23 protein-coding genes are annotated in these 26,013 nt (G+C 66.1%); 11 read left to right on the top strand and 12 right to left on the bottom strand.

Features of this window, described 5'->3' with window-relative positions:
• From FNL14_RS21165 to FNL14_RS21140, 6 genes are all read right to left on the bottom strand, one after another.
• A partial coding sequence (locus tag FNL14_RS21165; protein WP_255470954.1) for a DNRLRE domain-containing protein occupies window positions 1-544 on the bottom strand: 544 nt, incomplete at its 3' end.
• A gap of 582 nt (window positions 545-1,126) precedes the next feature.
• A complete protein-coding gene (locus tag FNL14_RS21160; protein ID WP_142064275.1) occupies window positions 1,127-2,167 on the bottom strand; it encodes a siderophore-interacting protein in 1,041 nt (346 codons plus the stop codon).
• Window positions 2,164-2,979, bottom strand: coding sequence for an ABC transporter ATP-binding protein (locus tag FNL14_RS21155; RefSeq protein WP_142064272.1), 816 nt, complete (start codon window positions 2,977-2,979; stop codon window positions 2,164-2,166). Before FNL14_RS21155 ends, FNL14_RS21160 begins: the two co-directional genes overlap by 4 nt.
• Before the next feature lies 1 nt (window position 2,980).
• Window positions 2,981-4,021, bottom strand: coding sequence for a FecCD family ABC transporter permease (locus FNL14_RS21150; RefSeq protein WP_370455898.1), 1,041 nt, complete (start codon window positions 4,019-4,021; stop codon window positions 2,981-2,983).
• 68 nt (window positions 4,022-4,089) lie between these two features.
• Window positions 4,090-5,181, bottom strand: coding sequence for an iron ABC transporter permease (locus tag FNL14_RS21145; protein WP_142064270.1), 1,092 nt, complete (start codon window positions 5,179-5,181; stop codon window positions 4,090-4,092).
• 10 nt (window positions 5,182-5,191) lie between these two features.
• Window positions 5,192-6,283 carry an iron-siderophore ABC transporter substrate-binding protein gene (locus tag FNL14_RS21140; RefSeq protein WP_142064266.1) on the bottom strand — a complete coding sequence of 364 codons (1,092 nt, stop codon included), beginning with the start codon at window positions 6,281-6,283 and terminating at the stop codon, window positions 5,192-5,194.
• 378 nt (window positions 6,284-6,661) lie between these two features.
• Between FNL14_RS21140 and FNL14_RS21135 the strand changes: the two genes are divergently transcribed.
• A complete protein-coding gene (locus tag FNL14_RS21135; protein WP_142064262.1) occupies window positions 6,662-7,156 on the top strand; it encodes an FBP domain-containing protein in 495 nt (164 codons plus the stop codon).
• A gap of 49 nt (window positions 7,157-7,205) precedes the next feature.
• On the opposite strand, the gene FNL14_RS21130 is transcribed toward FNL14_RS21135, so the two are convergent.
• The 4 genes from FNL14_RS21130 to FNL14_RS21115 form a co-directional block, all read right to left on the bottom strand.
• Entirely contained in the window at window positions 7,206-7,892 is a 687-nt protein-coding gene (locus FNL14_RS21130) for a hypothetical protein (protein ID WP_142064259.1), read from the bottom strand.
• Window positions 7,893-8,151: 259 nt separating this feature from the next.
• Window positions 8,152-11,631 carry an ATP-binding protein gene (locus FNL14_RS21125; protein ID WP_142064256.1) on the bottom strand — a complete coding sequence of 1,160 codons (3,480 nt, stop codon included), beginning with the start codon at window positions 11,629-11,631 and terminating at the stop codon, window positions 8,152-8,154.
• The gene (locus FNL14_RS21120; protein WP_255470953.1) at window positions 11,628-12,596 is read right to left on the bottom strand and encodes a DUF4194 domain-containing protein; all 969 of its coding nucleotides are present in this window, start codon (window positions 12,594-12,596) and stop codon (window positions 11,628-11,630) included. The genes FNL14_RS21125 and FNL14_RS21120 overlap by 4 nt, the downstream gene beginning before the upstream one ends.
• A gap of 2 nt (window positions 12,597-12,598) precedes the next feature.
• Window positions 12,599-14,047: a DUF3375 family protein gene (locus tag FNL14_RS21115; RefSeq protein ID WP_142064253.1), complete on the bottom strand. Its 1,449-nt coding sequence runs from the start codon at window positions 14,045-14,047 to the stop codon at window positions 12,599-12,601.
• 240 nt (window positions 14,048-14,287) lie between these two features.
• On the opposite strand from FNL14_RS21115, the gene FNL14_RS21110 reads away from it, so the two are divergent.
• The 3 genes from FNL14_RS21110 to FNL14_RS21100 all read left to right on the top strand — a co-directional run bounded on the left by FNL14_RS21110 (window position 14,288) and on the right by FNL14_RS21100 (window position 17,588).
• Window positions 14,288-14,590, top strand: coding sequence for a hypothetical protein (locus FNL14_RS21110; RefSeq protein WP_091424156.1), 303 nt, complete (start codon window positions 14,288-14,290; stop codon window positions 14,588-14,590).
• 61 nt (window positions 14,591-14,651) lie between these two features.
• Entirely contained in the window at window positions 14,652-16,688 is a 2,037-nt protein-coding gene (locus FNL14_RS21105; protein ID WP_142064250.1) for an acyl-CoA dehydrogenase family protein, read from the top strand.
• Window positions 16,689-16,751: 63 nt separating this feature from the next.
• Complete coding sequence (locus FNL14_RS21100) at window positions 16,752-17,588, top strand: YrzE family protein (protein WP_142064247.1); 837 nt, start codon at window positions 16,752-16,754, stop codon at window positions 17,586-17,588.
• Here FNL14_RS21100 and FNL14_RS21095 read toward each other — a convergent pair whose 3' ends face one another.
• Window positions 17,589-17,957, bottom strand: a complete 369-nt coding sequence (locus tag FNL14_RS21095) for a YchJ family protein (protein ID WP_142064287.1) — start codon at window positions 17,955-17,957, stop codon at window positions 17,589-17,591. It lies immediately after the preceding gene.
• A 257-nt stretch (window positions 17,958-18,214) separates the two neighbouring features.
• Between FNL14_RS21095 and FNL14_RS21090 the strand changes: the two genes are divergently transcribed.
• The 6 genes from FNL14_RS21090 to FNL14_RS21065 all read left to right on the top strand — a co-directional run bounded on the left by FNL14_RS21090 (window position 18,215) and on the right by FNL14_RS21065 (window position 24,015).
• The gene (locus FNL14_RS21090) at window positions 18,215-18,883 is read left to right on the top strand and encodes a hypothetical protein (RefSeq protein WP_142064244.1); all 669 of its coding nucleotides are present in this window, start codon (window positions 18,215-18,217) and stop codon (window positions 18,881-18,883) included.
• 27 nt (window positions 18,884-18,910) lie between these two features.
• On the top strand, window positions 18,911-19,915 hold the full coding sequence (locus tag FNL14_RS21085) for an aldo/keto reductase family protein (protein ID WP_142064241.1): 1,005 nt from the start codon (window positions 18,911-18,913) through the stop codon (window positions 19,913-19,915).
• Between the two features lie 8 nt (window positions 19,916-19,923).
• Window positions 19,924-20,784, top strand: a complete 861-nt coding sequence (locus tag FNL14_RS21080; protein WP_142064238.1) for an SDR family oxidoreductase — start codon at window positions 19,924-19,926, stop codon at window positions 20,782-20,784.
• 155 nt (window positions 20,785-20,939) lie between these two features.
• Window positions 20,940-22,079: a sulfite oxidase gene (locus FNL14_RS21075; RefSeq protein ID WP_142064235.1), complete on the top strand. Its 1,140-nt coding sequence runs from the start codon at window positions 20,940-20,942 to the stop codon at window positions 22,077-22,079.
• Window positions 22,080-22,150: 71 nt separating this feature from the next.
• Window positions 22,151-22,534, top strand: coding sequence for an RNA-binding S4 domain-containing protein (locus FNL14_RS21070; protein ID WP_142064232.1), 384 nt, complete (start codon window positions 22,151-22,153; stop codon window positions 22,532-22,534).
• The gene (locus FNL14_RS21065) at window positions 22,531-24,015 is read left to right on the top strand and encodes an amidohydrolase (RefSeq protein ID WP_142064229.1); all 1,485 of its coding nucleotides are present in this window, start codon (window positions 22,531-22,533) and stop codon (window positions 24,013-24,015) included. Before FNL14_RS21070 ends, FNL14_RS21065 begins: the two co-directional genes overlap by 4 nt.
• A gap of 39 nt (window positions 24,016-24,054) precedes the next feature.
• On the opposite strand, the gene FNL14_RS21060 is transcribed toward FNL14_RS21065, so the two are convergent.
• Window positions 24,055-24,567, bottom strand: a complete 513-nt coding sequence (locus FNL14_RS21060) for a hypothetical protein (protein WP_142064226.1) — start codon at window positions 24,565-24,567, stop codon at window positions 24,055-24,057.
• A gap of 231 nt (window positions 24,568-24,798) precedes the next feature.
• Here FNL14_RS21060 and FNL14_RS21055 point away from each other — a divergent pair.
• Window positions 24,799-26,013, top strand: a 1,215-nt coding sequence (locus FNL14_RS21055; protein WP_142064284.1) for an HNH endonuclease signature motif containing protein, incomplete at its 3' end; no start/stop codon positions are given.

The raw sequence follows: 26,013 nt of genomic DNA, 5'->3' as shown, positions 1-26,013 counted from the left end.
GGGTTGGGGCCACGGAGTTAGCCGCGGTAGTGACCACCAGCTTTGGGCGGAGTGCTGCGTCCAAGACCTGGTTCGATTTGAAGCCCAGCCACTTCTGCACGCTGGATTCGAGCCTGAAGTTCTGCTCACCGCCGGTCGCTGTGACGCCCTTGGTGACGTCCCATTCCACCCAGGCGCCCGTGGCGAACCCGCCGGTCTTGCCCAGCCAGGTCCCGCGCGCCGGCGCGTTGTTCCAGGTGACGCCCGTTTCGGTCCATGTGCCGCTCGTGGTGTAAACGTCCACAAACTCAGTCGATGTTGCTGCGGCCTCCGAGTATGCCCGCAGCTTTGCCGAGACGATGTGTTCCCCGGCAGGGACCTGGACGTTGAACCGCAGCAGACTGTTCCGCGAGATGCTTGTCCGGCCCTCGGTGGACCATCGGACGCTGGTCCCGAAGTTCTCTGTTGGCCGGTCCGCCTGAACGTAACTGTCGGCGGTCGGCGCGAATGTCAGCGCGCCAACAGCGTTCGCCACGCTGCCCACGACGGCAAGTGAAACGAGCATAACTAAAAGTGTCAGGACGGAAACGGCTGGCCGGAGAATGGATTTCATGGCGTGACACCTTAAATGGTCCGGTTGGAATATCCGAATCATATTCTTGTCACACCCTGTGACACCACATCTGCCAATACTGGCGGTTCTTGAAAATGTGTGTTAAGTGGCGTCGAGCGCGGCCAGCGTTGGCTGTATCCGCGTACCGGTTTCAGCTGCTCATCGATGATGTGCCGCAACCGCTTGCTCCTGATGGCCTACTGCCATACTCCACCCGGGCTGTGCCTTGGCAAGCGGGGCAAAGAACAGCAAGGACGACGCCGGGATAAGCAGTAGGTGAGCGGGCGCTTGCCTTCAAGCGGTCAAAAGTGAGCGGGCGTGTGAGAAAAAGCAGCAGGATCTGATGGGGCGTCTCATCAAGCAGCCGGAAAGGTGACGGGCAGACAAGCCGTTACGAGCAGCTTGCGCAGGAGGAAAGACTCCGCAAGGTGAGCGGGCGTGGCAGGAGAGGCGGCGGGATGGGACGTCCGGCAGGGTGCGTCTAAACGAGGAACGAGCGAGCACGCAGAGGATGTGCCTCCCGCCGGACGGGGCCTAGCCCTCGGCTTTGCCCTGCCGCCAGTACCCCATGAAGGCAACCTGCTTCCGGTCGACCCCGACGTCGCGGACCAGGTATCGCCGCATGTCCTTGATGACCCCGGCTTCGCCGGCAATCCAGGCGTAGAAGGGCATGGCGCCGGCGGGCATGTCCGGGTTTTTTGTGGCCTGGATTTCGGCGGTTTCCATCCGTGCGGGGGTCTCCCAGAGGATGTCCTCGTCCACATTGACGTCCTCCGGCTCGGGACCTGCGCCGCCGTCGGCCGCTTTGATGCCAACCCAGCCGGGCACCGGCACTGCCTTGCGCACGGCCTCCTGGAGCAGTTCGCCGTGCGGGCGGGACCGTCCGATCGAGGCACCGCGGGCGAGCCAGGTGATTTCCACGTCGGCCGGTGAGGTCAGTTCGAGGAAGTCGCCGGCTTCGGGGACTTCCAGGAAGGCGTGGCCGGTCATGTATCCGGGCAGGCTTTCGAGGATCGCGGAGATTGCCGGGATGGCGGTCTCGTCGCCGGCGAGCAGGATGCGCTGCGACAGTCCGGGACGCCATTCGATGCCGGAGTAGATCTCGGCCGTGACGCAGTGTGCGGCACGGTTGTTGGGTCCGATGATGGTGATGGCGTCGCCGGGCTTGGCATTGAGGGCCCAGTTTGCGGCGGGCCCCCCGTTGCCGTGCTCGTCAAAGTGCATCACGAAGTCCACGTCGATCTCGGGGTACACGGCGTCGAGGCGGGCCTGCCGGACGGTATACGTGCGCATGGAGCCGCGCACTGCCGGATCCATAGCCAGCCATTCGCGGTACCAGCCGGCTTCGGCCATCTCAAAGACCGGCAGGGGAAGCGGTGTGCCGTCTGCCGCGAGCGACGGGATCATCAGCTTGATCCGGAGGTCAAGGGTGTCGCCGTGGACGCCGAAGTCCCGCAGGGAGTATCCGCCGAAGGTGATCCGCCGGAAGTTGGGGCTTAGTTCCTGCACGGAGGAGACCGTGACATCGAAGGCCAGGGTCATGGGCTCGGTGGCGGCGATATCGCGGGTCTTCATGAAACGAGCTCCAGTTCGTTGGCAGGGACGTGGTGTCGGCCGATGGGAATGATCAGCGGGGTTCCGGACACGGGGTCCGGGATGACGCGGGATTCCAGGTTGAAGACGTTGCGGACGAGGTCTTCCGTCACCACGTCCCCTGGTGCGCCGACCGCCACCACCGCACCGCCCTTCATGGCGATCACGTGGTCCGCGTAGCGGGCGGCGAGGTTCAGGTCGTGCAGGACGATGGCCACGGTGGTGCCGCGCTGGCAGTTTAGGTCCGTGACCAGGTCCAGGACCTCCACCTGGTGCGCGAGGTCCAGGTAGGTGGTGGGCTCGTCCAGGAGCAGCACTTCCGTTTCCTGGGCAAGTGCCATGGCGATCCACACCCGCTGGCGCTGCCCGCCGGAGAGTTCGTCCACGTTCCGCTCGGCGAGGTCCAGCGTTTCGGTGGCTTCCAGCGCGCGCTGCACCGCGGCGTCGTCATTTTCGCTCCAGCCGCGGAAAAGGCCCTGGTGCGGGTAGCGCCCGCGGCCCACGAGGTCGCGGACCTTGATGCCGTCCGGTGCGGTGGGATGCTGCGGGAGCAGGCCCAGGGTGCGGGCAAGTTCGCGGGCGGGCCGGGAGTGGATGTCCTTCCCGTCCAGCGTCACGGCACCGGACGCGGGCCTGAGGAGCCGGGACAGGCCGCGCAGCAGTGTGGACTTTCCGCAGGCGTTCGCACCTACGATCATGGTCACCTTGCCCTCGGGGATTTCGGCACTGAATCCGTCCACCACGCAGCGCTGGTCGTATTTCAGCGTCAGGTCCTTGGCGGTGAGAACTGCCACGTCAGGCATCCTTTCGGTTGGCCGTGACCAGGAGCCACAGCAGGAACGGGGCACCGAGCGCGCCGGTGATCACACCAACCGGCAAGACGGTGCCGTCCAGCAGCAGGGGGGCGAGGTTCGCGGCGAAGAAGTCCGCCGCGAGGACTATCAGGGCACCCACCAGGGCCGACGCCGGGAGGCTGGCTTTTCCGGTGAAGCGCCGGGCGATGGGCCCGGACAGGAAGGCGACGAACGAGACCGGCCCGGCTGCCGCCGTCGCCACTGCCGCCAGCGCGACAGCAATGACCACCAGCGCGAGCCGGGTGGCACCTACTTTGACGCCCAGGCCGGCGGCGGCGTCGGGGCCTAGCTCCAGGATGCGCAGAGGGCCTGAAATGGCGGCAACCGCAGGAATGAGGACCACGAGGGACACGGCCAGGACGCCGGCGCGGTCCCAGTTGGCGGAGTTCAGGGATCCGTTGAGCCAGACAAGGGCGTCGGCCGCGGTCCGGATATCGGCGCGGGTCATCAGGAAGTTGACCACTGCCTGGAGTGCGGCCGCGATTCCCACGCCGGCGAGGATGAGCCGGTTGCCGGCAGCATCGCCGCGGCTGGTTCCGCGGAAGCCGCCGCTGGAGATGGCATAGATAATGGCCGCGACGACGAGTGCGCCGGCGAGGGCAGCACCGGACACGGCGGCACCGGAAGCGCCGAACACCACGATGGCCATCACCGCGGCTGCACTGGCGCCGTAGCTGATGCCGATGACGTCCGGACTGGCGAGCGGGTTGCGGAGCATGGTCTGGAACAGGGCGCCGGCCAGGCCAAACGCGAGGCCGATCATGGTGCCGATGACCGCCCGCGGCAGCTTGTTCTCCATCACGATGAAGCTGGCGCCGGGGATCTTCTCACCGCCGGTCAGGTGCGCGAAAAGGATTTTGAAGAAGTCCGGGATGGTCACGGTGTAGCTGCCCAGGAGGACTGTAATCGCGAAGAGGACCACAACGGCGCCGGCGAGGACGGCGGTCCGGTTCAGGAGCCGCCCGCCCCGGCGTTGCCCTATCAGTTTTGGTCCCCTGGGCCCTGTTTTGGCAGCCTTTAGTGATAGGTCAACGGGGGATTTCGCAAGGGTCACAGTCCGGCCCCCTTTCCGCGGCGGATGAGCCAGACGAACACGGGGGCACCGACCAGGGCGGTCATGATCCCGGCCGGCACTTCGCCGGGCAGCAGCACCACGCGGCCGATGATGTCTCCACCCAGGAGCAGCGCCGGAGCCAGAACCATGGAGAACGGCAGGATCCAGCGGTAGTCGGGGCCGGTGAGGAACCGGACGGCATGCGGAATGACCAGGCCGAGAAATGCGATGGGCCCGGCGAGGGCGGTGGCCGAACCGCACAGCAGCACGATCCCGAGGGCGGTGATGGCGCGGACCAGGCCGACGCGCTGGCCGAGGCCGCGGGCGATGTCATCACCCAGGGCCAGGCTGTTCAGGACCCTCCCGGTCAGCAGCACGATGGCTGCCCCGGCGGCCAGGAACGGGAGTCCGGACAGCAGCACGGACCAGTCGCGCCCGGCGATGCCGCCCACCTGCCAGAAGCGGAAGCGGTCCAGGGTGTCCTGGCTGGAGACCAGGATGACGTTCATCAGGGAATACAGGCCCGCATTCAGTGCCGCACCTGCCAGGGCGAGTTTCACTGGGGTGGCGCCGTCCCTGCCCAGGGAAGCGATGAGGTAAACCACGACGGCGGCGGTTGCGGCGCCGAGGAAGGCGAACCAGATGTACCCGGACAATGAGCCGACGCCAAAGACGTAGATGCCTGTCACCACCGCCAGTGCGGCTCCCGCGTTGACACCCATGATGCCGGGATCGGCGAGCGGGTTGCGTGCCACACCCTGCATGGCGGCCCCTGCCAGGCCCAGCGCTCCGCCGGCCAGCAGGCCGAGGACTGTCCGCGGGATGCGGGCGTGCACCACCGCATGGTCGCCGTCGGCAGGATCAAAAGCGGCGAGGGCTTGCCATACCGTCTCCAAAGGCAGGCCGCGGGCCCCGATGGCCAGGGAGGCCCCGGCCAACAGAGCGAGTACAACGACGGCGGCCAGCAGCCAGGCTGTCCGTTTCCCGTTGGAAGCACCGCCGCGGAACAGGGCACGCGCTCCAGTTCCCGGCACGGAGGTGCCGGGAATCCGCGCCTGGTGGGCCGGCGTCGTCGTACTTTGCGTCACGGAACCGCTGCTACTTCGCTGCGTCCGCTGCCGTGGCCAGCTCGGGCAGGAACGTGTCCAGCGCCCAGGGCAGGCTCAACGGGGAGGACGCAGAGATTGCCAGGACCAGGCTCTTGTTCGCGTCCGCAACGAAGGCGCCCTTCTTGACGGCCGGGATCTGGCCGAGCAGGGGATCGTTCTTGATGGCGTCCGCATCGCTGGCTTCCTCGACGGAGCTTAGGAAGATGTCCGACTCCAGCTCGTTAACCTTCTCGGCAGACCAGGGGACAAAGAATTCCTTGGAGCCTGCAGAGGCCTGCTCGGCGACCGGCGCGAGCTTCATTCCGATGGAGGACAGGAATTTCGGCCGGTTGTCATTGGCCGTGTAGATACCGGTCTGGCTGGGATCCGAGGGAAGGGCGTAGCCGTAGATGAACGTCTTGCCGGCGATCTGCGGGTACTTGGCAGCTTCCTCCTTGACGGTGGCCTGGGTGTCGGAGACGAGCTTGGCTGCCTCGGAATCCTTGCCGAGGGCCTTGCCGATGATGGTGGTGGCGTCCTGCCAGGAGGTTCCGTAGGCCAGCTCCGGGTGTGCCACCACGGGGGCAATTTCGCTGAGCTTCTTGTAATCCTCTTCGGTAAGGCCGGAGTAGGCGGCGAGGATCACGTCCGGCGCGAGCTTGGCGATCTCCGTGAAGTTGATCCCGTCAGCTTCGGAGTACTGGACCGGGGCCTTGCTGGAGCCGAAGCCGGCGCCCAGCTCCTCGAGTGCAGCGTCCTTCCAGGGGGTAGAGCCCTGGCCGTTGCCGCCCCACTCGTTTTTGGGGACACCCACGGGAACAACGCCGAGGGCAATGGAGACGTCGTCATTGACCCAAGAGACCGTGGCTACGCGCGTGGGCTGCTTCTCGATGATCGTTTTGCCGTAGACGTGCTCGATAGTGACCGGGAACTGCGCGCTGCTGGAGCTGGAGGCGGTGGAATCCGCGCTGGAGTTAGCAGGACCTGTGGAGCAGGCGGAGAGGGTGAGCGCCGCTGCGGCCAGAACGGCCGTCGCCTTACCGGCGGATTTGAACAGCGTGCGCCGCGTGGTGCTGGGCCCGGGGAAATGGGGGGAAGTCACTGAACTCCTTAAGTGGCTGAAGCGAACTTAAGTAAGGCTAGCCTATCCTTTGGGCCATTACGCAACGTTTACATCACTTAATCCCTGACGTGAGGAAGGACACACTTCCTGCTCCGGCTGCTCCTTGGACACCGCGCGCAGCCTTTGGCAGGATGGCACTGCCGGTTGCTTGGGCACCGGCCAGTGCATCGGACTCACTGCACCCAAGCCCGAGGCTTTCGAGACAGGACACCAGGAACGATGTGCATGCAGACGGCCCGCCCGGCCATCGCTGCCATGGAAAGCGGGGTGGCCGCTTTGGCCTGCTCCGCGAAGACCTGCTGACCCTTTACGCTCATTCCCCGCATCCCGGGGCTCCTATCTTTCGAAAGCTCAGCCATGCAATCAATCACGCCTCAGCAAATCCGCTCATCGTTCGTTAATGCCAGCCGCTCGGAGGCGGCGAAACTCACCTTGCCCAAGGACTTTGACTCGCTCGACTGGAACAACCTCGATTTCCTTGGGTGGAGGGACGAGAAGATGCCCCTCCGCGGCTACCTGGTAGTTCCGGGCCCCAAGGGCCTCACGGGCATTATGCTTCGCGCGCCCGAGGGCGGCGCGCGAAAAAACCGCTCAGTCCTTTGCGAACTGTGCCGGGACGTCTTCTCGAAGGAGGACGTACTCCTCTGGGTGGCCAGGCGTGCCGGCCAGTCCGGCCGCAACGGCAACACCGTCGGGACACTAATCTGTGCCGACTTCCTGTGCTGCGGCAACGTCCGCAAGGAACCGCCGGCCAACGAGATCAACCCGGACCCGGCCGCCGTCGTCCTGCGCCAGATTGACGGACTGAAAGACCGGACTGCCCAGTTCCTGTCACGGGTGCAGGCCAAGTAACAGCAAGAGGAACCCTCCCCCGCAGGGGAGGGTTCCTCTTGCACGGCGGTCAGCGGTAAGTGAAGCTCATCAGCAACGCTTTCAGGGAGCGGCCTTCATCACCCCAGTACCACTCCTTGGCCGCCTCGTCGTTCGCAAACTGCCGACCGTCGAAAAGCACGTCTGCGGTCAGAATGCGGTCCCCGAGCATCACGAGCCCGTATTGCACCTGCCCGTCCGGCGAGACCGGCGATCCCGGCGTTAGTCCCATGTGGTAGGTAGCAGTGCCAAAAGCGTGGTCGACAAAGAACGACGAACTGGGCGTGGGAACCGCAGCGCCGATCAATCCTGGAACCGGGTCCGTCTCGAGGATGAACCTGGAGACATTGCCGGCCGTGGCGTCACCGATTTCGCTGTAATAGATGGCGACCTGTTCCTTGCCGCCGGCATCGTAGACAGTCGCGGTTTCCACGGCAGGGGACGCCGAAACCTGTTCATGCTCCACACGCCACCCCTCCGGGTGGGCATAGGACAGGCGGCCATCTGGGAACGTGAAGGTCACCGGCCCTTTGGGAACGGGAGAAGAGGTAGCGGCGGGAATGATTGATGCCAGCGGGCTTGCGGCGGCCGCCGTTTGGGCGGCTGGGCCACTGGACGAACTTCCGTCCGCGGCAGGGCCCTCCGCGCAGCCCATGAGGGTGAGGGCCGCAACGGCAGTGAGCGCCATGAGGGTGGCGGCGCGAGGTGCTGGGCGCATTTGTGATGCCTTTCAAGGGAAGGCCGTCACACTCCACGGGCGTCAGATGCAGGACCCAGCGTTCCACAAGTACCCGTCAGGAGGATGAAGGCGAGTGATTGATGCCGACCAGCATGGCACCAGGACAGGGCTCCCCAACAGCTCCCGGGCAATAAATCCATCAATTTGTTATATGCGGGAACGCGGAGTCACATCCGGCCCGATTTGTGAGGTTTATTGGGCATGGAGTGACCCCGCGTTGCTTTTCCGCGAGGGCGGATCAGCGCAGCACGATGTCTACTGGGTTAGCTTCTGAGCGCCAGGTTCCTTCTTCTCCTGACCGCGGCCTGATAACGGGCGCTGTCAGGACTCCGGAGCGGTTGGTGCGCCGGTCCCGGAGGATCTCGGTGACTGAGCCCAGGTGCCGAGACAGGTCAATCACATTCTCCGGGGCAGCCAGCAGCAGCTGGAACCCGAACTCGTGCAACGCCTTGATCCCGGCGCCGGCAAACTCCTCGGACGCCAGCACAAAAGCCTCGTCCATCATCACTGTGCCGTACGTGGTGAAGCCCTGCTCGGCGATGCCCAGCTGGTAGCTCAGTGCGGCAGCCATGATGAAGGCCGTGAAGCGCTGACGCTCGCCGCCGGACATGGAGCCGGTGTCAGCGTGCATAAAGACCTCGGTCTTTTTGGCCCCGCCCTTTTTGCCCGACGACGGCCCGGCCACCGCGCGGTGTTCCTTGCACTGGATGAACAGGTGCCCGCGCACGTCCAGCACCTCGGCCCGCCAGCGCCTGTCCTCCGGCGCCTGGGAACCGAGCCGTTTCACCAAGGTCTCAAGGGACTTGTAGCGGGCGGTGAGCTCGGCGTCGTCATCCCTTTCCCCGTTGCCGCCGTCCGCCCGGGCGCCTTCAGCCTTGGCCGGCCGGGTATGGCGGGCCTTGAGGGCGTTCTGGATGGCGTCCTTGAACTGCTTGGCAGTGGGCGGCAGGGTCTGCTTGATGTCCAGCTCCAGGAAGCTGCCCTCGTGAAAGTTGACCTGGGATAGGATGCCGTTCAGCGGAAGGATGCGGCTGGTGATGGACCGGCGTTCCTCGTCCAGCAGGTGCAGCAGGGTACTGAAGGATTCGTGCGTGCGCTGGTTGAAGAACTGCCGGAATTCGGCCTCCTGGGCGGGCAGCCCGTCATTGACGATGGCATGGTAGCGCGTCTCGAACTCGCCGGCGGCACCGATGGTGGTTCCGTGGTCCGCAGAAATCGCGCTGCCCCACTCGCGCACGAAGCCCTCGAAAATCCGGGTAAGCCGCTCGGCGGTGGCCTGGCCGCGGGACTCCGCGGTGTGCAGCTCGCCAAGGAGCGCGGTCCGGATCCGGTTGGCGAGGTTGTCCAGCTCGTGCATCTCGCTGACGTCGCCAAAATCGGCAAAGTACGGTTCCAGCGCAGTGACGGTGGCGTCCGACGGCGGCGCGTGGTTCAGCCGCTCACGCGCGGCTTCCAGCAGGGTATCGGCAGCTGTGAGTTGGCGGTCCAGTGCCTTGTATTCGCTCTGCAGGACGGCAGCTGCCTCCGTGCTGGACTGGTGCTTCTGCCGTACGGCCTCGATGGTGGCGCGGAGCGGCTCCAGGTCGGCCTGCGCGGCCAGGGCATCTTTCAGCCGCTGCTCGATCCGGGCTAGCTCATCAGCCGCGACGGCAGCGGAGACCTGTTCCCAGGGGCGGTGGTCCTCCGCGATCCGGCGCAGCGCATCGAGCTGCCGGCTCATGCCCTGGTGCGAATCCTCGCGGCTTTGGGCTAGCTCTGCCGCTTTGGCCACTTCCTGGCGAAGGTCCTCCACCTGGCCGGCCACGAGCTCCAGCTTGGCGGCGTTATCGAACCCGAGGACGTAGTCCTGCCGGCTGGTGAACCGGTCGTCCTTCTCCACGGTGTGCCGGTTTCGCTTCACAACGCCGCCCAGGCTCAGGCCCCGGTCCAGCGCCGCGAGTTCGTCCGGGTGTTCCACACAGGGGTAGGCGAAGTCCAGCGCGATGCGCTCTCGGACCCATGCCCCTGCTTCGGCGGCAACGCCCGTGGTGAGGATGTCCAGCTTGGTCAACAGGTCGCCGTCGTGCACGTCCTCCAAGGCGAGTGCGCCGCCGGCAAGTGGCTTGGAAACGTCCACAGCGCGGAGCGCGCCGCGCACGCTGTGATCGTTGAGGTAGCGGGTAACAGCAGCGAAATATTCGCCGGGAACCAGCAGTGTGGTGGCAAGGTTCCGGAGGGCCCGCTCCGCGGCGGGACGCCACTTCTCTTCCCCCTCGGCGAGGTCCATCAGTTCCCCGGCGAACGGCATCCGGTCCTCCGGAATGCCGGTGGCAGCGGCGGTGGCCGCACGGTTTTCAATGCTCGACGGCGGCAGCAGGGATTTGCGCGTCTTCAGCGACACAAGCTCCTGCTCAGCCGCTGCCAGCTCCCGCTTCCTGGTGGCGTGGGCGTCGAAGGCTTCAAAGCGAAGCTCCTGCAGGGCCTCAGAGTCATCCTTAAGCTCAGCGGACCTGGCGGCGGCCTGCTCATGCGCCTGCTCCCAGCCTTCCTCGGTCCACTCAAGCTGGAGGCCGGCGTCGGTTAGTGCCTGGTGCGCTGCTTCCTCCACTTGCTGGCGGAGCTTCAGGCCCACCCGGGCATTCTCCAGGGACTGCTCGATGGCGGAGATGGCGTTGCCGCCCTGGTTGTTGTAGTCCGTCTCCAGCTGGCGCAGTTCCTTGGCCAGGCCGTCCCGGACGCTTCGCTCGGCGCCGAGCTCCTTGGCCTTTGCCTGGGCCAGCTCCTTGAAGCGCGCCAGGGTTTTTTGATGGACCGTGACGGCCAGTTTCTGTTTGTAGGCCTCGAATTCCTCGCCCGCCAGGTCGCGCAGCCGGTTCGCGTCCAGCAGCGACTGCGCATACTCGCGGTTCAGGCCCGGCACCGGAGCCAGCTGGTCGCGCTGCTGCCGGACGTCCTCCAACCGCTGCCGGATGGACATCAGGTTGCTGAACTCCTCCACCACGTCGTCCGCAGCCGCGAGCGTTGCCGGAGCGTCCAGGACCTGGTCCCGGAAGAAGGTGTTCACGCTGCCGCCCAGGCCCTTGCCTGCCTGGATCACCCGCAGGAGCGGCAGGGCCTGGTCCGAGTTGATGCCCAGGAGGCGGCGGAACCGCTCCGCGAAGGCCTTGTGAACGTCGAAGACCTGGGCGTCCGGGAAGATCGTCTCCAGCGCGGCCTTGGTGAAGCGCTTGTCCGCGATTCCCTCCAGCGCTTCGAGGTCCAGCGGAGCATGGTCGATCAGGTAGAACCGGCCCACGCTCGATTCCGTGCCGTTCTTCGGCAGGTCGAACAGCGCCGAGATGGTCACGCGGGTGCCTGCGGCGTTATCAAAGGTCAGCGCGACGGCGGACCACGTGGCTCCCGGCCGCTGGAAGGCACTCGCCGAGCCCTCCCCCACGGCCTTGTCGCCCACCTTGCCGCGCATATACGTAAACGTGGTGCGCTTGTCCTCCACCGCACCGCCTGACCGCTGGGCCGCGGCCTCGTTGGACCTCGGCCGGGCATCGAACACCCGCAGCATCGCATCGAACAGCGTCGACTTGCCCACGCCCGAGTTGCCCGTCAGCAGCGTCCCGTTCCGGTCCACGTGCATTGTGTGGGCTCCATGGAACGTGCCCCAGTTGACCACCTGCACCAGCGCAAGGCGCATCTGACCAGGGTTCACCACGTCGCCGATCGGCAGCATGCTCGCGATGCTCACTTGGCTCCTCCGTTGGTTTCCGTGGCTGGGTACGACGACGGCGCTGCCGCCCCCGCCCCTCCGCCGGACGGCTCTGCTGCGAGCAGCGAGCCGTCCGGCTCCGACAGGCCCGATGCCACTCCCGGGGCGGCAGCGCCGCCATCGTCGTTCTTCACGTCACCTTCGGTGTCGTCGTCCTCTTCCTGCGAGGCGCCGTCGAGGTCGATGAGAGCCTCGGTTCCGGCGGGGTCAGCCGACGCCGCTACCAGAGCTTCTATTTGGGCGGGGATGTCGCCGATGTTTTCGAAGGGGAGGGCCAGGGGCAGGGCGTTGGAGATGGTGTAGACGTCGTCCAGGCCCGTGGGGAGGAGGAGTTGGCGGGCCAGGAGCTTGGTGATGGCCCTGTTCACGACGTCGGAATCGCGGAGCGCGTCCTGTTGGCCTGCTGGCTGGTAGTGCGTGACGAGGTCGGCGATTTCCTCGCGGGTGACCGTGGGGTCAGTCTGGGCTGTGACGTGCCGGTCCAGGAGCAGTCGCATGCGTAGCAGCACGATGGTCTCCACCCGGCTGAGCGCGCGCTGCTGCCGGAGGATGCTGGAACGGGCACTGCCCCCGATGGCGTCCGGGTCCACCGGCCGCAACACGGCGATCTTCCGTTCGTGGTCCAGCTGCATGGTGAGGAACAGTTCGGACAGGCGGCTGCGCAGGATCACTTGGTGATCCAGCAGGACCGTCCACAGCTTCTCGTCGCGGCCGCCGTCCACATAGGGGCCCTTCAAGAGTTTCACCAGCGCCTGCCGCACCTTCATGGAGAGCACACCCGTGTCGCCGGGGAAGAGGGCGGCACCGTCCACGAAGGTGTCGCGGGGGGTTACGGAGAAGGGATCGTGCCGGGTTTCGATGGGCTCACCCACCGGGACGTCGGTTTCGGGGGTCTCGACGGACTCAACTACCGGGGCGGCCGTCGTCGTCATCTCTTCAGTCATCGTCAATCCTTCGGGAGGGTGACCAGCGGCAGGTAGGCCCTGCGCGTGGTGCCGTCAATCTGTTCGAAGTCCAGGGCGTCCACCGCTTGGGTGTTGAAGGCGGCGCCGTCGTGCAGGGCGTGCGAGAGGAGCACGCGGATGGTGTTGATGTGCTGCTCCTCCGACGGCAGCTGCTGCCATGCCTCGGAAAGGGTGGACGCGCCAGCCATCGCGGACCGCACCACCTCGGGCTTGGCCTTGGCGGTCCTCGGCGAGCGCACGCGGTCTGAATCGCTGAAGGCGATGGGATCTGCCAGTTTGGGCGGGGCCGCAAACTCGTCCGGATCAAAGAGCTTCACCATGGACAGCGACTCGAATCCCGCGTTAAAGAGGACAGGTCCGCGCACCAGGGCGGGGCGTTCCCTTTCGTAAGGAAGGGAACGGATGGCCTGCTCCGCTTCCCGCAGGACCTGGCGGAGCCGGACTGACTGGCGGAAGTCATCGCTCTGGATGTACGTGTTGAGGCTTTCGCTGAGCTTGCCGTAAATCCGCTGGATCTGGCTGTGCTGCTGCCGGAGTTCGGCCACCAGGTTCTTCAGGGTTTCCCGGTCTTCCGGCGAAAGGTCGTCCGCGAACTGCCGGCTGAGGACCTCCCCGATGGCGGACCGGAAGCGCACCTGCTGCTGCGGGTCCTCCAGGAAAGCCGTGAAGGAACGGAAGGTGCGCCCCTCCGGGCTTTGGCGGAGCCGCTTGTCGGCTTCCAGGACCTGGGCCATGGTGGCGCCCTTGGTCAGTGACTCCTCGATGATCTGGTTGCGCAGCCCGCCCACGAGCTCCTCGATCCGGTCACGCATCTTCTTGTAGTCAGCCGGCAGGCTGGCCGCGAGGTCCAGGATGTTCCCGGCGGCCTCCACGGCCTCGTCGTCATCGAGGAGGCCGTCGAACTCGCCGGTACTGATGTCCTGGATCAGCTGCTGGCGCTCCTCGATTTCCTCTTCCAGGGCCTCGAGGCGCGCGCTCTGGTCCGGGTTGGTCTCGTTCGCAAGCTTCTCCACGTCCCCGAGCAGGGTTCCCAGCCGGGAACCGTTGAGCGTGGACCGCTCACTTGACAGGCTGTCCAGGAACGCGAGCACGCGGGCCGCCGGCTCGGTGACCTCATAAACGATCTGGCCCGACTGGTTCCGCCGCGTCAGGAACTGCCGCCGCGTCCACTCGTCCCCGAAGGCCTTCCCGTTGGCTCCCCCGCCCAGCCCGGGCTCCTGCCGGCGGAGCTCCTCAAGGAAGGAGTCGACGTCGGCATGGAATTCCTCGAGCGGCAGCTGCGGCCGGGTGCGCGTAAAGGAAGCCTGAAGCACCGCGATGACCCAGGGTGCCGAGCGCGTCAGGGCCCAGGCAGGTCCTTTGGTGAGGAGTTCGAGGTCCCGGAGCCGGGCGCTGATGGCGTCAGCGGATGACCTGGCGGAGCGGGGCACACACTCTCCTTGGACTGTATATAGGGCTGGAAATAGGGCTGGGGCGGGGGCACGGAGGGAAAAGTGCCAACTACAAGGTTAACCCAGGCGCTCGAAACCCCCTCGTGACCTACTTCGCCGTAGTATTTCGATCCCATATCAAGACCCTCCCGGGCCGCCGCGGCTCTGGTCCGGCAGGCCCTTCCCCCCTACGCTCGTGCTACTGGCTTCAGGCCAAGCAACGTCGCAGCAGGGGGATTAATGCAGTTCGATCTAAGCTCGGTGGAAACCGCAACATTGGTGTTCATTGGAACGCTCGTATTCGGTCTTGTCCTGGCCGCTTTCGTCCTGGCGGCAGGACTGGCAGCGCTGGTGCTGCTGGGCGCCGGGAAGCTCAGCTGGACAGTGGTTTCCAGGACACTGTTGGCCTTGGTCCATGGCATCAACACAGGCTGGGACCGGCTGGTGCACCACGCGGCCGCACTGGATACCGGCGGGGACTTTCAGGGGCAAACCGCCCCTAGCACCGGAACCTACCCGCGGGTAATCTTGAGAGACAGCTAAAGGGTTCTCCAACCCGGCGGATCCCGTGGCTACGAAAGCCATCCGGCCAAGGAGATAACCCATGAGCTCCGCCACTGACAGCCCCTCACAAACCCGTTCTGCAGCCGCAGGATCCACAACAGCAACAGACGCTCCCGCCGACGACACCCCGGTTCCCGCCGGCAAGATCGGTGCGGGTGTCACGGCGGATGAGGCGCGTGCTGTTGCTGAAGCCGCCCGGGAAACCGGCTGGGAACGTCCGAGCTTCGCCAAGGGCCTCTACCTTGGCAGCTTCGATCTCACCCTGGTCCACCCCTGGCCCACACCGGATCCTGGGGATGTGGAACGGGGCGAGGCGTTTATGGCCCGATTGACCGAGTACGCGCGCACCATGGACGGGCGGGTCATTGAGCGGGACGCCCGGATTCCGGACGAATACCTCAAGGATCTTGCGGAACTCGGGGTCTTTGGAATGAAGATCCCGGCGGAGTACGGCGGCCTGGGCCTGTCCCTGGTGTACTACGGCCGGGCGCTGGCGCTGCTCGGCAGCGTCCATCCAAGCCTCGGCGCCCTCCTTTCCGCACATCAGTCCATCGGGGTGCCGGAGCCGGTCAAAGTCTTCGGCACCGCGGCGCAGAAGCGGGAGTTCCTGCCGCGCTGCGCCGCCGGCGCCGTGACCGCATTCCTGCTGACCGAACCTGACGTGGGCAGCGATCCCGCCCGGATGGGCAGCACGGCAACCCCAACGGACGACGGCGAGGCGTACGTTCTGGAAGGCGTGAAGCTGTGGACCACTAACGGCGTGATTGCCGAGTTGGTGGTGGTGATGGCCGTGGTGCCGGCCCATACGGACGCGGACGGCACCAGGCATAAGGGCGGCATCAGCGCGTTTGTGGTTGACATGGATTCGCCGGGCATCACTGTCGAAAACCGGAACGCATTCATGGGCCTGCGCGGCATCGAAAACGGTGTCACCCGCTTCCACCAGGTACGTGTCCCGGCCGCAAACCGCCTGGGCCGGGAGGGCCAGGGCCTGAAGATCGCACTCACCACCCTGAACACGGGCAGGCTTTCCATCCCTGCCCTCTGCGTTGCGTCCGGCCGGTGGAGCCTGAAAATCGCGCGGGAATGGTCCAACGCGCGCACCCAGTGGGGCCGGCCGGTGGGTGAACATGAGGCCGTGGGCAAAAAGATCGCTTTTATCGCCGCATCCGCCTTCGCCCTCGACGCCGTCTTCGAGCTCTCCGCGGAGCTTGCCGACGCCGGCCAGAAAGACGTACGCATTGAAGCGGCGCTGGCCAAGCTATGGGCCACGGAGATCAGCTGCCAAATTGCCGACGAACTGGTGCAGATCCGCGGCGGGCGCGGCTTCGAGACGGCCGAATCACTGGCCGCGCGCGGGGAGCGTGCCGTGCCGGCCGAGCAGCAGCTGAGGGACCTTCGCATCAACAGGATTTTTGAGGGATCCTCCGAAATCATGCGGCTCCTTATCGCCCGGGAAGCGGTGGATGCGCACCTGGCCGCCGCGGGAGACCTGGCATCCCTGGACGCGAGCCTGTCCGATAAAGCGAAGGCCGCCGTCGGAGCTTCCGGGTTTTACGCCCGCTGGTTGCCCAAGCTGGTGGCCGGGGCGGGAATGGACCCGCGCTCGTACAGCGAGTTCGGGCGCCTGGCCAAACACCTGCGCTTCGTGGAGCGCTCCTCCCGCAGGCTGGCCCGGCAGACGTTTTACGGGATGGGCCGCTGGCAGGCAAAGCTGGAACGCAAGCAGGCATTCCTTGGCCGCGTGGTGGACATCGGCGCGGAACTGTTCGCCATGACCGCATGCTGCTCACGCGCAGAGATGCTGCTCCACACCGCCCCTGAAAAGGCGGCGAGCGCGTACGAGCTTGCGGAGGCATACTGCGAGCAGGCCCGGGTGCGCGTGGAGGAGTACTTTGACCAGCTCTGGCGGAATACTGATGACGGCGACCACCGGCTTACCCGAAAGGTCCTCGCCGGAGATTACACCTGGCTCGAGGCAGGAGTGCTGGACCAGTCCGAAGGCACGGGCCCATGGATTGCCGATGCCTCCCCCGGCCCGTCCCGGCGGGAAAATCTGCACCGCAACTACCGCTGACCCGCGGGTCACGAAATAGTAAGCATCCTTGCTATCCCTGCGGGCCGATGGTTGAGTGGAGCCATGAGCAGCTCAACAGACCCAGAGAACCTGTCTCCGAGGCGGGGACGTGAGGACGCCGACCGAAACGGAAGCTATCGCGCCGCTTCGGCCGGCGACGATTCCACGCGCACCTTCGACCAAGTGCCCGCCAACGACGCGGGAACCACCTCCACCTACGAACAGGTGCCGGCGGCCCGCCATGACCGTTCTGCCTACGCCGAGCGGGATTATGTCCCTGCGGCACCGGCTCCTGCCGTTGATCCCAACCTGACCGACCGGCAGACGGCCGTGGCCCGCGAAAAGGAGCAGTTCGGCGGCATCAGGGCGGGCTCGGCGTTTTTTGGCTGGCTGACCGCCACTGGCATGGCAGTGCTCCTGACAGCCCTGGTGGCAGCAGCCGGAACAGCCGTGGGCCTTGCCACCAACACGGACGTCAATGAAGCGGTCAACCAGGCCGCCTCGAACAGCGGCACCGTTGGCCTGGTGGGCATCATTGTGCTGCTGGTCATCCTGTTCCTCTCCTACTACTGCGGCGGGTACGTGGCCGGACGCATGGCGCGGTTCAACGGCGCCAAGCAGGGCCTGATGGTGTGGATCTGGGCCCTGATCGTTGCGGTCCTGGTATCCATCCTGGGGCTGGTGCTCGGACAGCAGTTCAACGTGCTGGCCAACCTCAACAGCTTCCCGCGGATCCCCATTAACGAAGGCCAACTCAACACCATGAGCATTGTCGCTGCCGTGGTGGTGGCCCTGGTAGCCCTGCTGGGGGCGGTGCTGGGCGGACTGGCGGGCATGCGGTTCCACCGCAGGGTGGACAAAGCGGGCTTCACCCCGGCAGAGGATTACGACGACGAGTAGTCAGGCCAGGATCGTGCCGTCCAGGTAGAACCAGCGGCCGTTTTCCCGCACGAACCGGCTCACCTCGTGCAGGACGCCGCGGTCACTGTCGTGCCGGAAGTAGGCCTTGAACTCCACCGTGCCCTCGACATCCAGCGGGCCGCCGCGGTCGGTGGCCACAATGTCCAGGCGCCGCCACTGCATCCCGGGGTCCAGGTCCAGTTTTTTCGGCGCTTCCGCCGGGTGCCAGGTATGCAGCAGATACCTTTCATCGAGGAGCACAAATGCACTGTAGCGGGACCGCATCAGCTGCTCAGCGGTGGCTGCTTCTGCCGTTCCCGAGTGGAACCTGCCACAGCACATGCCGTACTGCTCACCGGACAGGCACATGCAGTTCCTGCTATCTGCGTCTTCCGCCACCAGTGCTCCTGCCTCCCGCTCCAGGCCGCGCCGCGCAGCCCAGGTTCCCCATCCGACTATAGGCCCCGGGCCCTTGTCATATCGGATAACAGCTTTGAAACAACCACGCACCGGACCCCGGGTCCGGCGGCACGGCGCGGCAAAAATCCGTATGGTGGAGAAGGAGCCGATGTCCCTGCAGAGGGATGCCCGTGCGTGCACCACTGGGGGCAGAGAGGAGAGATGACGTGGAAAATCCGGATACGCTCATCCTCAACCTGACCTTTTTGGGCACCGTGGGAATGGCCTTCCTGATGTTCCTGGTCCTCTTCCTGCTGGGCGTCATCACCCTCGTCCTCGCCGGGATCGGCCGGCTGGCCGCCGTCACCCTGATGGCGGTGTTCGGCAGGCGCTCCCGCAAGGAAAGCTTGCCCCTGGTTCGCTTTGGCGGGTCATCCACAGGTGCAGCCTTCAAACCCAGCCGGTCCGCCCGCGAGTGGCTTGCCCGGCTGAAACCGGCACGCCTGCGAAAGGCGCTCCGCACCGCCGTCGTACGCCACCCGGCCCTGGCGGCCGCACGCCGTGAACCTCCCGTCCTGGCCGAGGACTGGGCCTCCGCCGTTGCTGAGGCGGACGCCCGGGCCATTGCGCGGGCGCGGGCAGCTGCACCGGAAATCAAACTTTCCGTACGGGACCTGCCGGACCCCCATGTTCCTGCCGAGAAGGTGGTGGAGGTCGCCCCGCTCGTCGAGTCCAAACTCGATGACCACCGGCATGCTTCCGTCCCCCGCTCGTTCAAGAAACCTCAGGCTCCCCACCCGTTGGCGCCGCTGGATACGGGATCATTGGTATCCCTGTCCGGCCCGGCCCAGGTCATCAAGGACAGAACCGGGAACGGCAACCAGCCCTTACCCTGAGCAACCATCTGCGTTAGCGTGAAACCCATGGAATTCAGATACCTCGGAAACAGCGGTTTCAAAGTCTCGGAAATCACCTTCGGCAACTGGCTCACGCACGGCTCCCAGGTGGAGAACGACGTCGCCACCCAATGCGTGCGCGCCGCCCTCGACGCAGGCATCAGCACCTTCGACACGGCAGACGTCTACGCCAACACCGCTGCCGAAACCGTCCTTGGCGAGGCGCTGAAGGGCGAGCGCCGCGAATCCCTGGAGATCTTCACCAAGGTCTACGGCCCCACCGGCCCCAAGGGCAAAAACGATCTGGGGCTGTCCCGCAAGCACATCATGGAGTCCATCAACGGCTCGCTGCGCAGGCTCCAGACGGATTACGTGGACCTCTACCAGGCCCACCGCTACGACTTTGAAACCCCGCTCGAAGAGACCATGCAGGCATTCGCTGACATCGTCCGGCAGGGCAAGGCGCTGTACATCGGCGTCAGCGAGTGGACCGCGGAGCAGCTGCGCGCAGGCCACGCGCTGTCCAAGGAACTCGGCTTCCAGCTCATCTCCAACCAGCCGCAGTACTCCATGCTGTGGCGCGTCATCGAAGCCGAGGTGGTGCCGGCGTCGGAGGAGCTGGGGATCTCGCAGATCGTCTGGTCCCCCATGGCCCAGGGCGTCCTCAGCGGCAAGTACCTGCCGGGACAGCCGGCCCCTGAGGGCAGCCGCGCCACCGATGACAAGGGCGGAGCCAAGATGATCCAGCGCTGGATGCGTGACGACGTCCTGGCCGGCGTGCAGGAGCTGAAGCCCATCGCCGACGAAGCCGGGCTGTCCATGCCGCAGCTCGCCGTAGCCTGGGTGCTGCAGAACCCCAATGTGGCCTCCGCCATCATCGGCGCGTCCCGGCCCGAGCAGATCGCCGACAGTGTTGAGGCAGCAGGGGTGAGGTTGGAACCTGACGTCCTGAAGAAGATCGACGACGCCATCGGGTCCCTGGCCGAGCGCGATCCCGCGCAGACCAAGTCGCCTGCGGCACGCGAAGCCTAGGACTCCTGGTGACTGACGCCCTGGACCTGCCGGACCTTGCTGTCACTGGTTCCACCGGCGGCCTGGGCGGAATGGTGGCACGGCAGCTTGCCGCGGCCGGTTCCGCCCAGCGACTGCTGGTCCGCGACGCCGGCCGCGCGCCGGAGCTGGAGAACGCACCGCCCGTGGTGTGCAGCTATGGGGATTCCGCCGCTGCGCGGCAGGCCCTGGAAGGTGTGAAGGTCCTGTTTATGGTGTCCGCCGCAGAAACCGAGGACCGGGTGAAGCAGCACTACGCCTTTGTGGATGCCGCCGCCGAAGCAGGCGTGCAGCATGTGGTGTACACCTCGTTCTACGGCGCAGCCCCGGACGCCACCTTCACGCTGGCCCGGGACCATAACGCCACGGAGCAGCGCATCCAGGGTTCCGGGATGGACTACACGTTCCTGCGGAACAACTTCTATATGGACTTCCTGCCGCTGCTGGCCGGCGAGGACGGCGTCATTCGCGGGCCAGCAGGGGACGGCCTGTTTTCCGCCGTTGCCCGGGAGGACATTGCCCGCTGTGCCGTAGCGGTGTTGCGGGATCCCGCCATCCACAAGGGCAGGACCTATAACCTGACGGGACCTGAGGAGGTCACGATGGCCCAGGCAGCCCGGGTCCTCACGGAAGGAACCGGACGGACCATCACCTTCCACAACGAAACCGTGGAGGAAGCCTACGCATCCCGTGCCTCCTACGGGGCGCCGCCCTGGCAGGTGGACGCCTGGGTAAGCACCTACACGGCAATGGCTGCCGGCGAGATGGCCGGAGTTTCCCCCGACATCCACGGGTTGACAGGACAGGATCCGCTGACTGTGGCTGACTTCCTGAAGCAGCCCGTTCTGTAGCGCTCTTCAGCTGCACATGGTCCGCTGCGTTTTCCACACTTGGCGGAAACTTCGTTGACGGCCCGGCGGGGCCGGCGTAAACCTGAGGCAATGGGTGCTCTGCCTTACGGGAGCCCCAAGCCGCCTGAATCGCAGCCCAGCAGAATCGCAGCGCCATGACCCAGATCCAGCCAAACCCACAATCCACCCGCCCCGCTACGGGCCCGGAACAGCAGGCGCAGGTCCCTGCCGGCCCTGCAGCAGGACCAACCACCGGACCTCTCACACCGGAGGAGCTCCAGTTGGGCGCCCGCAACCACTCGATGCCCCTGGAAGCCCTCCGCCGCGATATCACTCCCCCGGGACTGCACTATGTGCTCACCCACTTTGACATCCCGGACGTCGATTCCGCGTCGTGGCACCTGCGCGTGGGCGGCGCGGTGGAACGCGCGCTCGAGCTGAGCATGCCTGCCCTGCGCAAGGACCCCGCCATTACGGTGCCGGTCACCCTGGAGTGTGCGGGCAACGGCCGCTCGCTCCTGAAACCGCGCCCGCTCAGCCAGCCCTGGATCTTGGAGGGCGTGGGCACGGCGCACTGGACCGGCGTTCCGCTCGCCTATCTCCTCGGGAAGGCCGGCATCCTTCCGCACGCAGTGGAGGTGGTATTCACGGGTGCCGATGCCGGGATCCAGGGGGGCGTCACCCAGCGGTACGCGCGGAGCCTGCCGATCCGTGAGGCGATGCGTGCCGACGTCGTCCTCGCCTACAAAATGAATGGCAGCGAGTTGCCGCCCCAGCACGGCTACCCGCTCCGTCTGGTGGTCCCCGGCTGGTACGGCATGGCCAGCGTGAAGTGGCTGGAATCGATCGAGGTGGTCACCGCGCCCTTTGCCGGGTACCAGCAGCAGGTCGCGTACCGCTACCAGCAATCAGCAGACGACGACGGCACCCCCGTTTCGCGGATCAGGGTCCGTTCGTTGATGGTCCCGCCGGGCATCCCCGACTTTTTCACGCGCAACCGGGTGCTGCCTCCCGGACCCGTGATGCTGCAGGGCAGGGCATGGTCCGGGCACGCGGCTGTTACTGCTGTTGAGGTAGGGATCGACGGCACTTGGCTGCCTGCCCAGCTGGAAGAACCCGCCGGTGGTTTCGCCTGGCGTAAGTGGACGCTGCCGTGGGTGGCGGATCCGGGCGAACATGAGCTCGCCTGCCGGGCCACGGATGCCAGCGGTGCCAGCCAGCCGCTGGGACAGAACTGGAATTACCAGGGACTGGGCAACAATATGGTGCAGCGGGTCAAAGTGACGGTGGAGTAGTGGCCCGCCTTGGGCGGGCGGGGCGCCCGGTCCCGTGAGCTTAGCGGGCGGGGCTATACTCGGTGCCAGCCATGACCAGCCTTCCTTCCGCCCCCGCCAGCGTCCGCATTGATGCGTGGCTGTGGGCCATTCGCGCCTACAAGACCCGCTCAGCGGCGACTGCTGCCTGCCGGGCCGGGCATGTCCGGCTGAACGGCAGCCCGGCGAAGGCATCCGCGACGCTGGTCAACGGTGACACCGTCACCGTGCGGATGCCGGGTTACGAGCGGATCCTTGAAGTGCGCCGCCTGATCAACAAACGCGTGGGCGCGGAGGCCGCCTCCCACTGTTTCACGGACCACACACCGCCTCGGCCCGTTGCCCCTGCCCTGGGCCTGCCGCAGCGCGACCGCGGCGCCGGCCGGCCCACCAAGAAGGACCGGCGCGAGATGGAGCGCCTGCGCGGGCCTGCATGAGTGGAGGCGCTGCGGGCGGCCTGATCCTGGCCTCGGTCCGGTTTCCGGGAGACGCGGGGCTCTACGACGTCCGCATCCGGTCGGGCAGCGTGCGCTGGGTTGGTGCGGCCGGCAAAGCAGCCGGTGGCGAGCACCTCATTGACGCGGACGGCCGTTATCTCATCCCGGGGTTGTGGGACGAGCACGTCCACATGACCCAGTGGGCCCTGCATGCCAACAGGTTGGACCTCTCCTGTGCAGGCACCGCCCAGGCCGCTGCCGCCGTCGTCCGTTCATCCCTGTCCACCGCCGAGGCAGCCCTGACCATGGTCGGCGTCGGCTTCCGCGATGCACTGTGGCCGGATGCGCCGTCGCTGGAACTGCTGGATTCCGCCACCGGGAACCAGCCCACGGCGTTGGTCAGCCACGACCTCCACAGCGTGTGGCTCAACTCGGCTGCCGCAGCGCGCTATGGGGTGCACGTGGACGCGTCCGGGCTGCTGCGCGAGGAACCTGCCTTCGCGCTGACGCGCGACCTGGGCCGCCTTCCCGACGCCGTGGTTGACGGGTGGGTTGCAGCGGCCGCGCGGGCAGCCGCCGCACGTGGAGTGGTGGGTGTCGTGGATTTCGAGATGACGTGGAACCGGGATCCGTGGCTTCGGCGCATCGCCGACGGCTTTGATTCCCTTCGTGTTGATGCAGGCGTCTATCCGGCCGACCTTGAACGTGCCGTTGCCGGCGGCATGCGGACGGGTATGGATGTCGACGGCGGCACAGGACTGCTGAGGGTCGGCCCGCTCAAGGTCCTCATTGACGGAGCCCTTAATACCCGGACGGCTTTTTGCGTGGATCCCTATCCCTTTGGCGGCCATGGCCTGCTGACCGTGGGCTTTGAGGAGTTGACGGCGCTGTTGATCCGGTCGGGGGACGCCGGTTTTGTCCCCGCCGTCCACGCCATCGGTGACGCGGCCAACCAAGTTGCCCTCGATGCGTTTGAGCGGGCCGGGGTAGGCGGTCGGATCGAGCATGCGCAGTTTGTGCGCGGGGAGGATTTCGCCCGGTTCGGCCCGCTTGGGGTGGTGGCCAGTGTCCAGCCATTGCACGCGCTTGACGACAGGGACGCCGCCGACTCCAATTGGCGGGGACGCACCGACCGCGCATTTCCGCTGCGCTCCCTGCTCGACGCCGGCGCCTCGCTGTTGCTGGGCTCGGACGCCCCCGTAGCGCCGCTTGAGCCCTGGCTTGCAATGTCGGCTGCCGTCTTGCGGGCACGTGATGATGGGCGGGAACCATGGCATCCGCGGGAGGCCATCACACGGGAGCAGGCAATTCTTGCCTCGACACGGGGACGGGCCGGCTTTCACGTCGGAGATCCCGCCGATTTTGTGCTGCTTGACGACGATCCACTCTCTGTTTCGGATGCCGTGTTTGCTGCGATGCCGGTGGCCGGGACGATGGTTGCCGGCCGTTTTACCTACGACGGCGGCCTGGCCCGGTCTTGAGGCAGGGCACCTTTTGCTGCCGTCCCTCTCGTTCGGGAGTCAGCCTCCGGCCCGGCTCCGCGCCTGTACCAGGTTGGCAAACGGCAGTTGCCCGAACTCATCCACGAAGGCAGCGTGGTACTCCGCCTCGGCCCTGTTCAGGCGTTCAGCGGGCAGTTCCTTCCAGGCCATCAGCAGTTGCCCGGCGTTCTTCAGCTGCCAGACCAGGCGGCCGTCCCAGTGGCCCGGCGGTTTGCCCTGCCCGAAGTCCAGGAACTCCTGGACCTGCCGCCGCAGCCCGCGGTTGCCCTTGCTGCCCGGGCCTGCCTTGCCCACGTAAAGGACGACGGCGCCCTCCACCCATGCGGCTTTCAGCTCCGGCTCCGGCAGCGACGGGTCCTTTTTCTTGAAGACCCCGGCGGTGCTCTTCTTCAGGAAATCCGGCTGGAATCCCTCTGGCGTCAGGACGGCGAAGATGCCCGTTCCCTGCGGAAGCCTCATCACGTCAAGGTCCTTGAACGGCCTGAAGCCCGTGAACCCGTCGTCTTTCAGGCCCTTCCTGGTGAACTGCATCCCTACATTGAACAGCATGGCGTCGGGGCTCTGGCTGTTGATCCACTGTGGACAGGTTTATCCACATAGCAAGGCTAGTAGCCGGGTTTTGTCTCACCCTGCTGGAAGACTTTGGTTATGGAAGCGATGGCGACGGTGGTGCAGCGGGAGGCGGCAAGCCGGCCTGGGCCTGTTGTTGGGGATGTCCTGCATACGTTGTCTTTGGTCCGTCCCGCTGCTGACAGGCAAAGAATGATTGACCAGCTGCGGGAGCTGGAGGACGTGAAGTCTGCTGCTGCCGCGAAGCAGGCACGGATCGCCGTGGCCTACGAGCTTGCCGCCCGGCAGGAACAGGCCGAAGCGGGTGTCCCGGCAGATGAACTCGGCGCCGGGGTAGCAGCGGAAATCGCGTTGGCCCGTCGGGAGTCACCTTCCCGTGGCGCCCGGTTGCTGGGTCTGGGGAAAGCCCTGGTGGTTGAGATGCCCCACGCCCTTGCCGCGCTTGAGTCCGGGCAGTTGAACGAGTGGCGGGCCACCCTGGTGGTGAAGGAAACAGCATACCTGGCGGTCGAGGACCGGGCCGCGGTGGATGAAGAGATCGCCGCTGATACCGGGACCTTGGCCGGCTGTGGGGACCGGGCCATCATCGCCGCGGTCCGGTCTGCTGCGTACCGGCGCGACCCGCACTCAGTCGCCAGGCGTGCGAGCCATGCCGTGAATGAGCGGACCGTGACACTGCGTCCGGCTCCGGACACGATGACCCGCCTGACCGCCCTCCTGCCCGTGGCCGAGGGCGTGGCCGCGTATGCGGCCCTGACCCGCCACGCTGACACCCTGAAGTCCTCCGGCGATGACCGGTCCAAGGGCAACATCATGGCAGACGAATTGGTCGAACGCGTCACCGGCACCCCGGGCGGCTACACAGGCATCGACCTCCAACTCGTCATGACCGACCGCACCCTCTTCCAAGGCGACAGCGAACCCGCACAACTCACCGGCTACGGCATCGTCCCCGGCGAATGGGCCAGAAAAGCCATCCGGGGTGAGCTTCTGGCAGATGCGGAGCCCACCGGCAGTGAAGCGACTGGCCAAGCAGCGGGCCTGGGATCAGATGGCGGTGTTAACAGGGGCACCGGAGACGTTGGTATTGGCCGCTCAGGCAGGCTGCCTTCGGTCGGCACCCCCGAAGGCAGAGAGTTGAACGTCTGGCTTCGCCGGCTCTACACCGCCCCCACCAGCGGCGAACTCGTCCGTATGGACTCCAGGGCACGGCTCTTCCCGTCAGGGCTCCGCCGATTCGTCCAGGTAAGGGATGACACCTGCCGCACCCCTTACTGCGACGCGCCCATCCGGCACCTGGACCACATCATCTCCTGGCACCATGACGGGCCAACCACCAGCACGAACGGCCAAGGCCTCTGCGAAACCTGCAACCACACCAAAGAAACACCAGGCTGGGCCGCAAAG

Source organism: Pseudarthrobacter sp. B4EP4b, assembly GCF_006680095.1.
Lineage (GTDB): Bacteria > Actinomycetota > Actinomycetes > Actinomycetales > Micrococcaceae > Arthrobacter.
The sequence above is the reverse complement of the archived record's forward strand: the minus strand, read 5'-3'. Positions and strand labels throughout refer to the sequence as shown.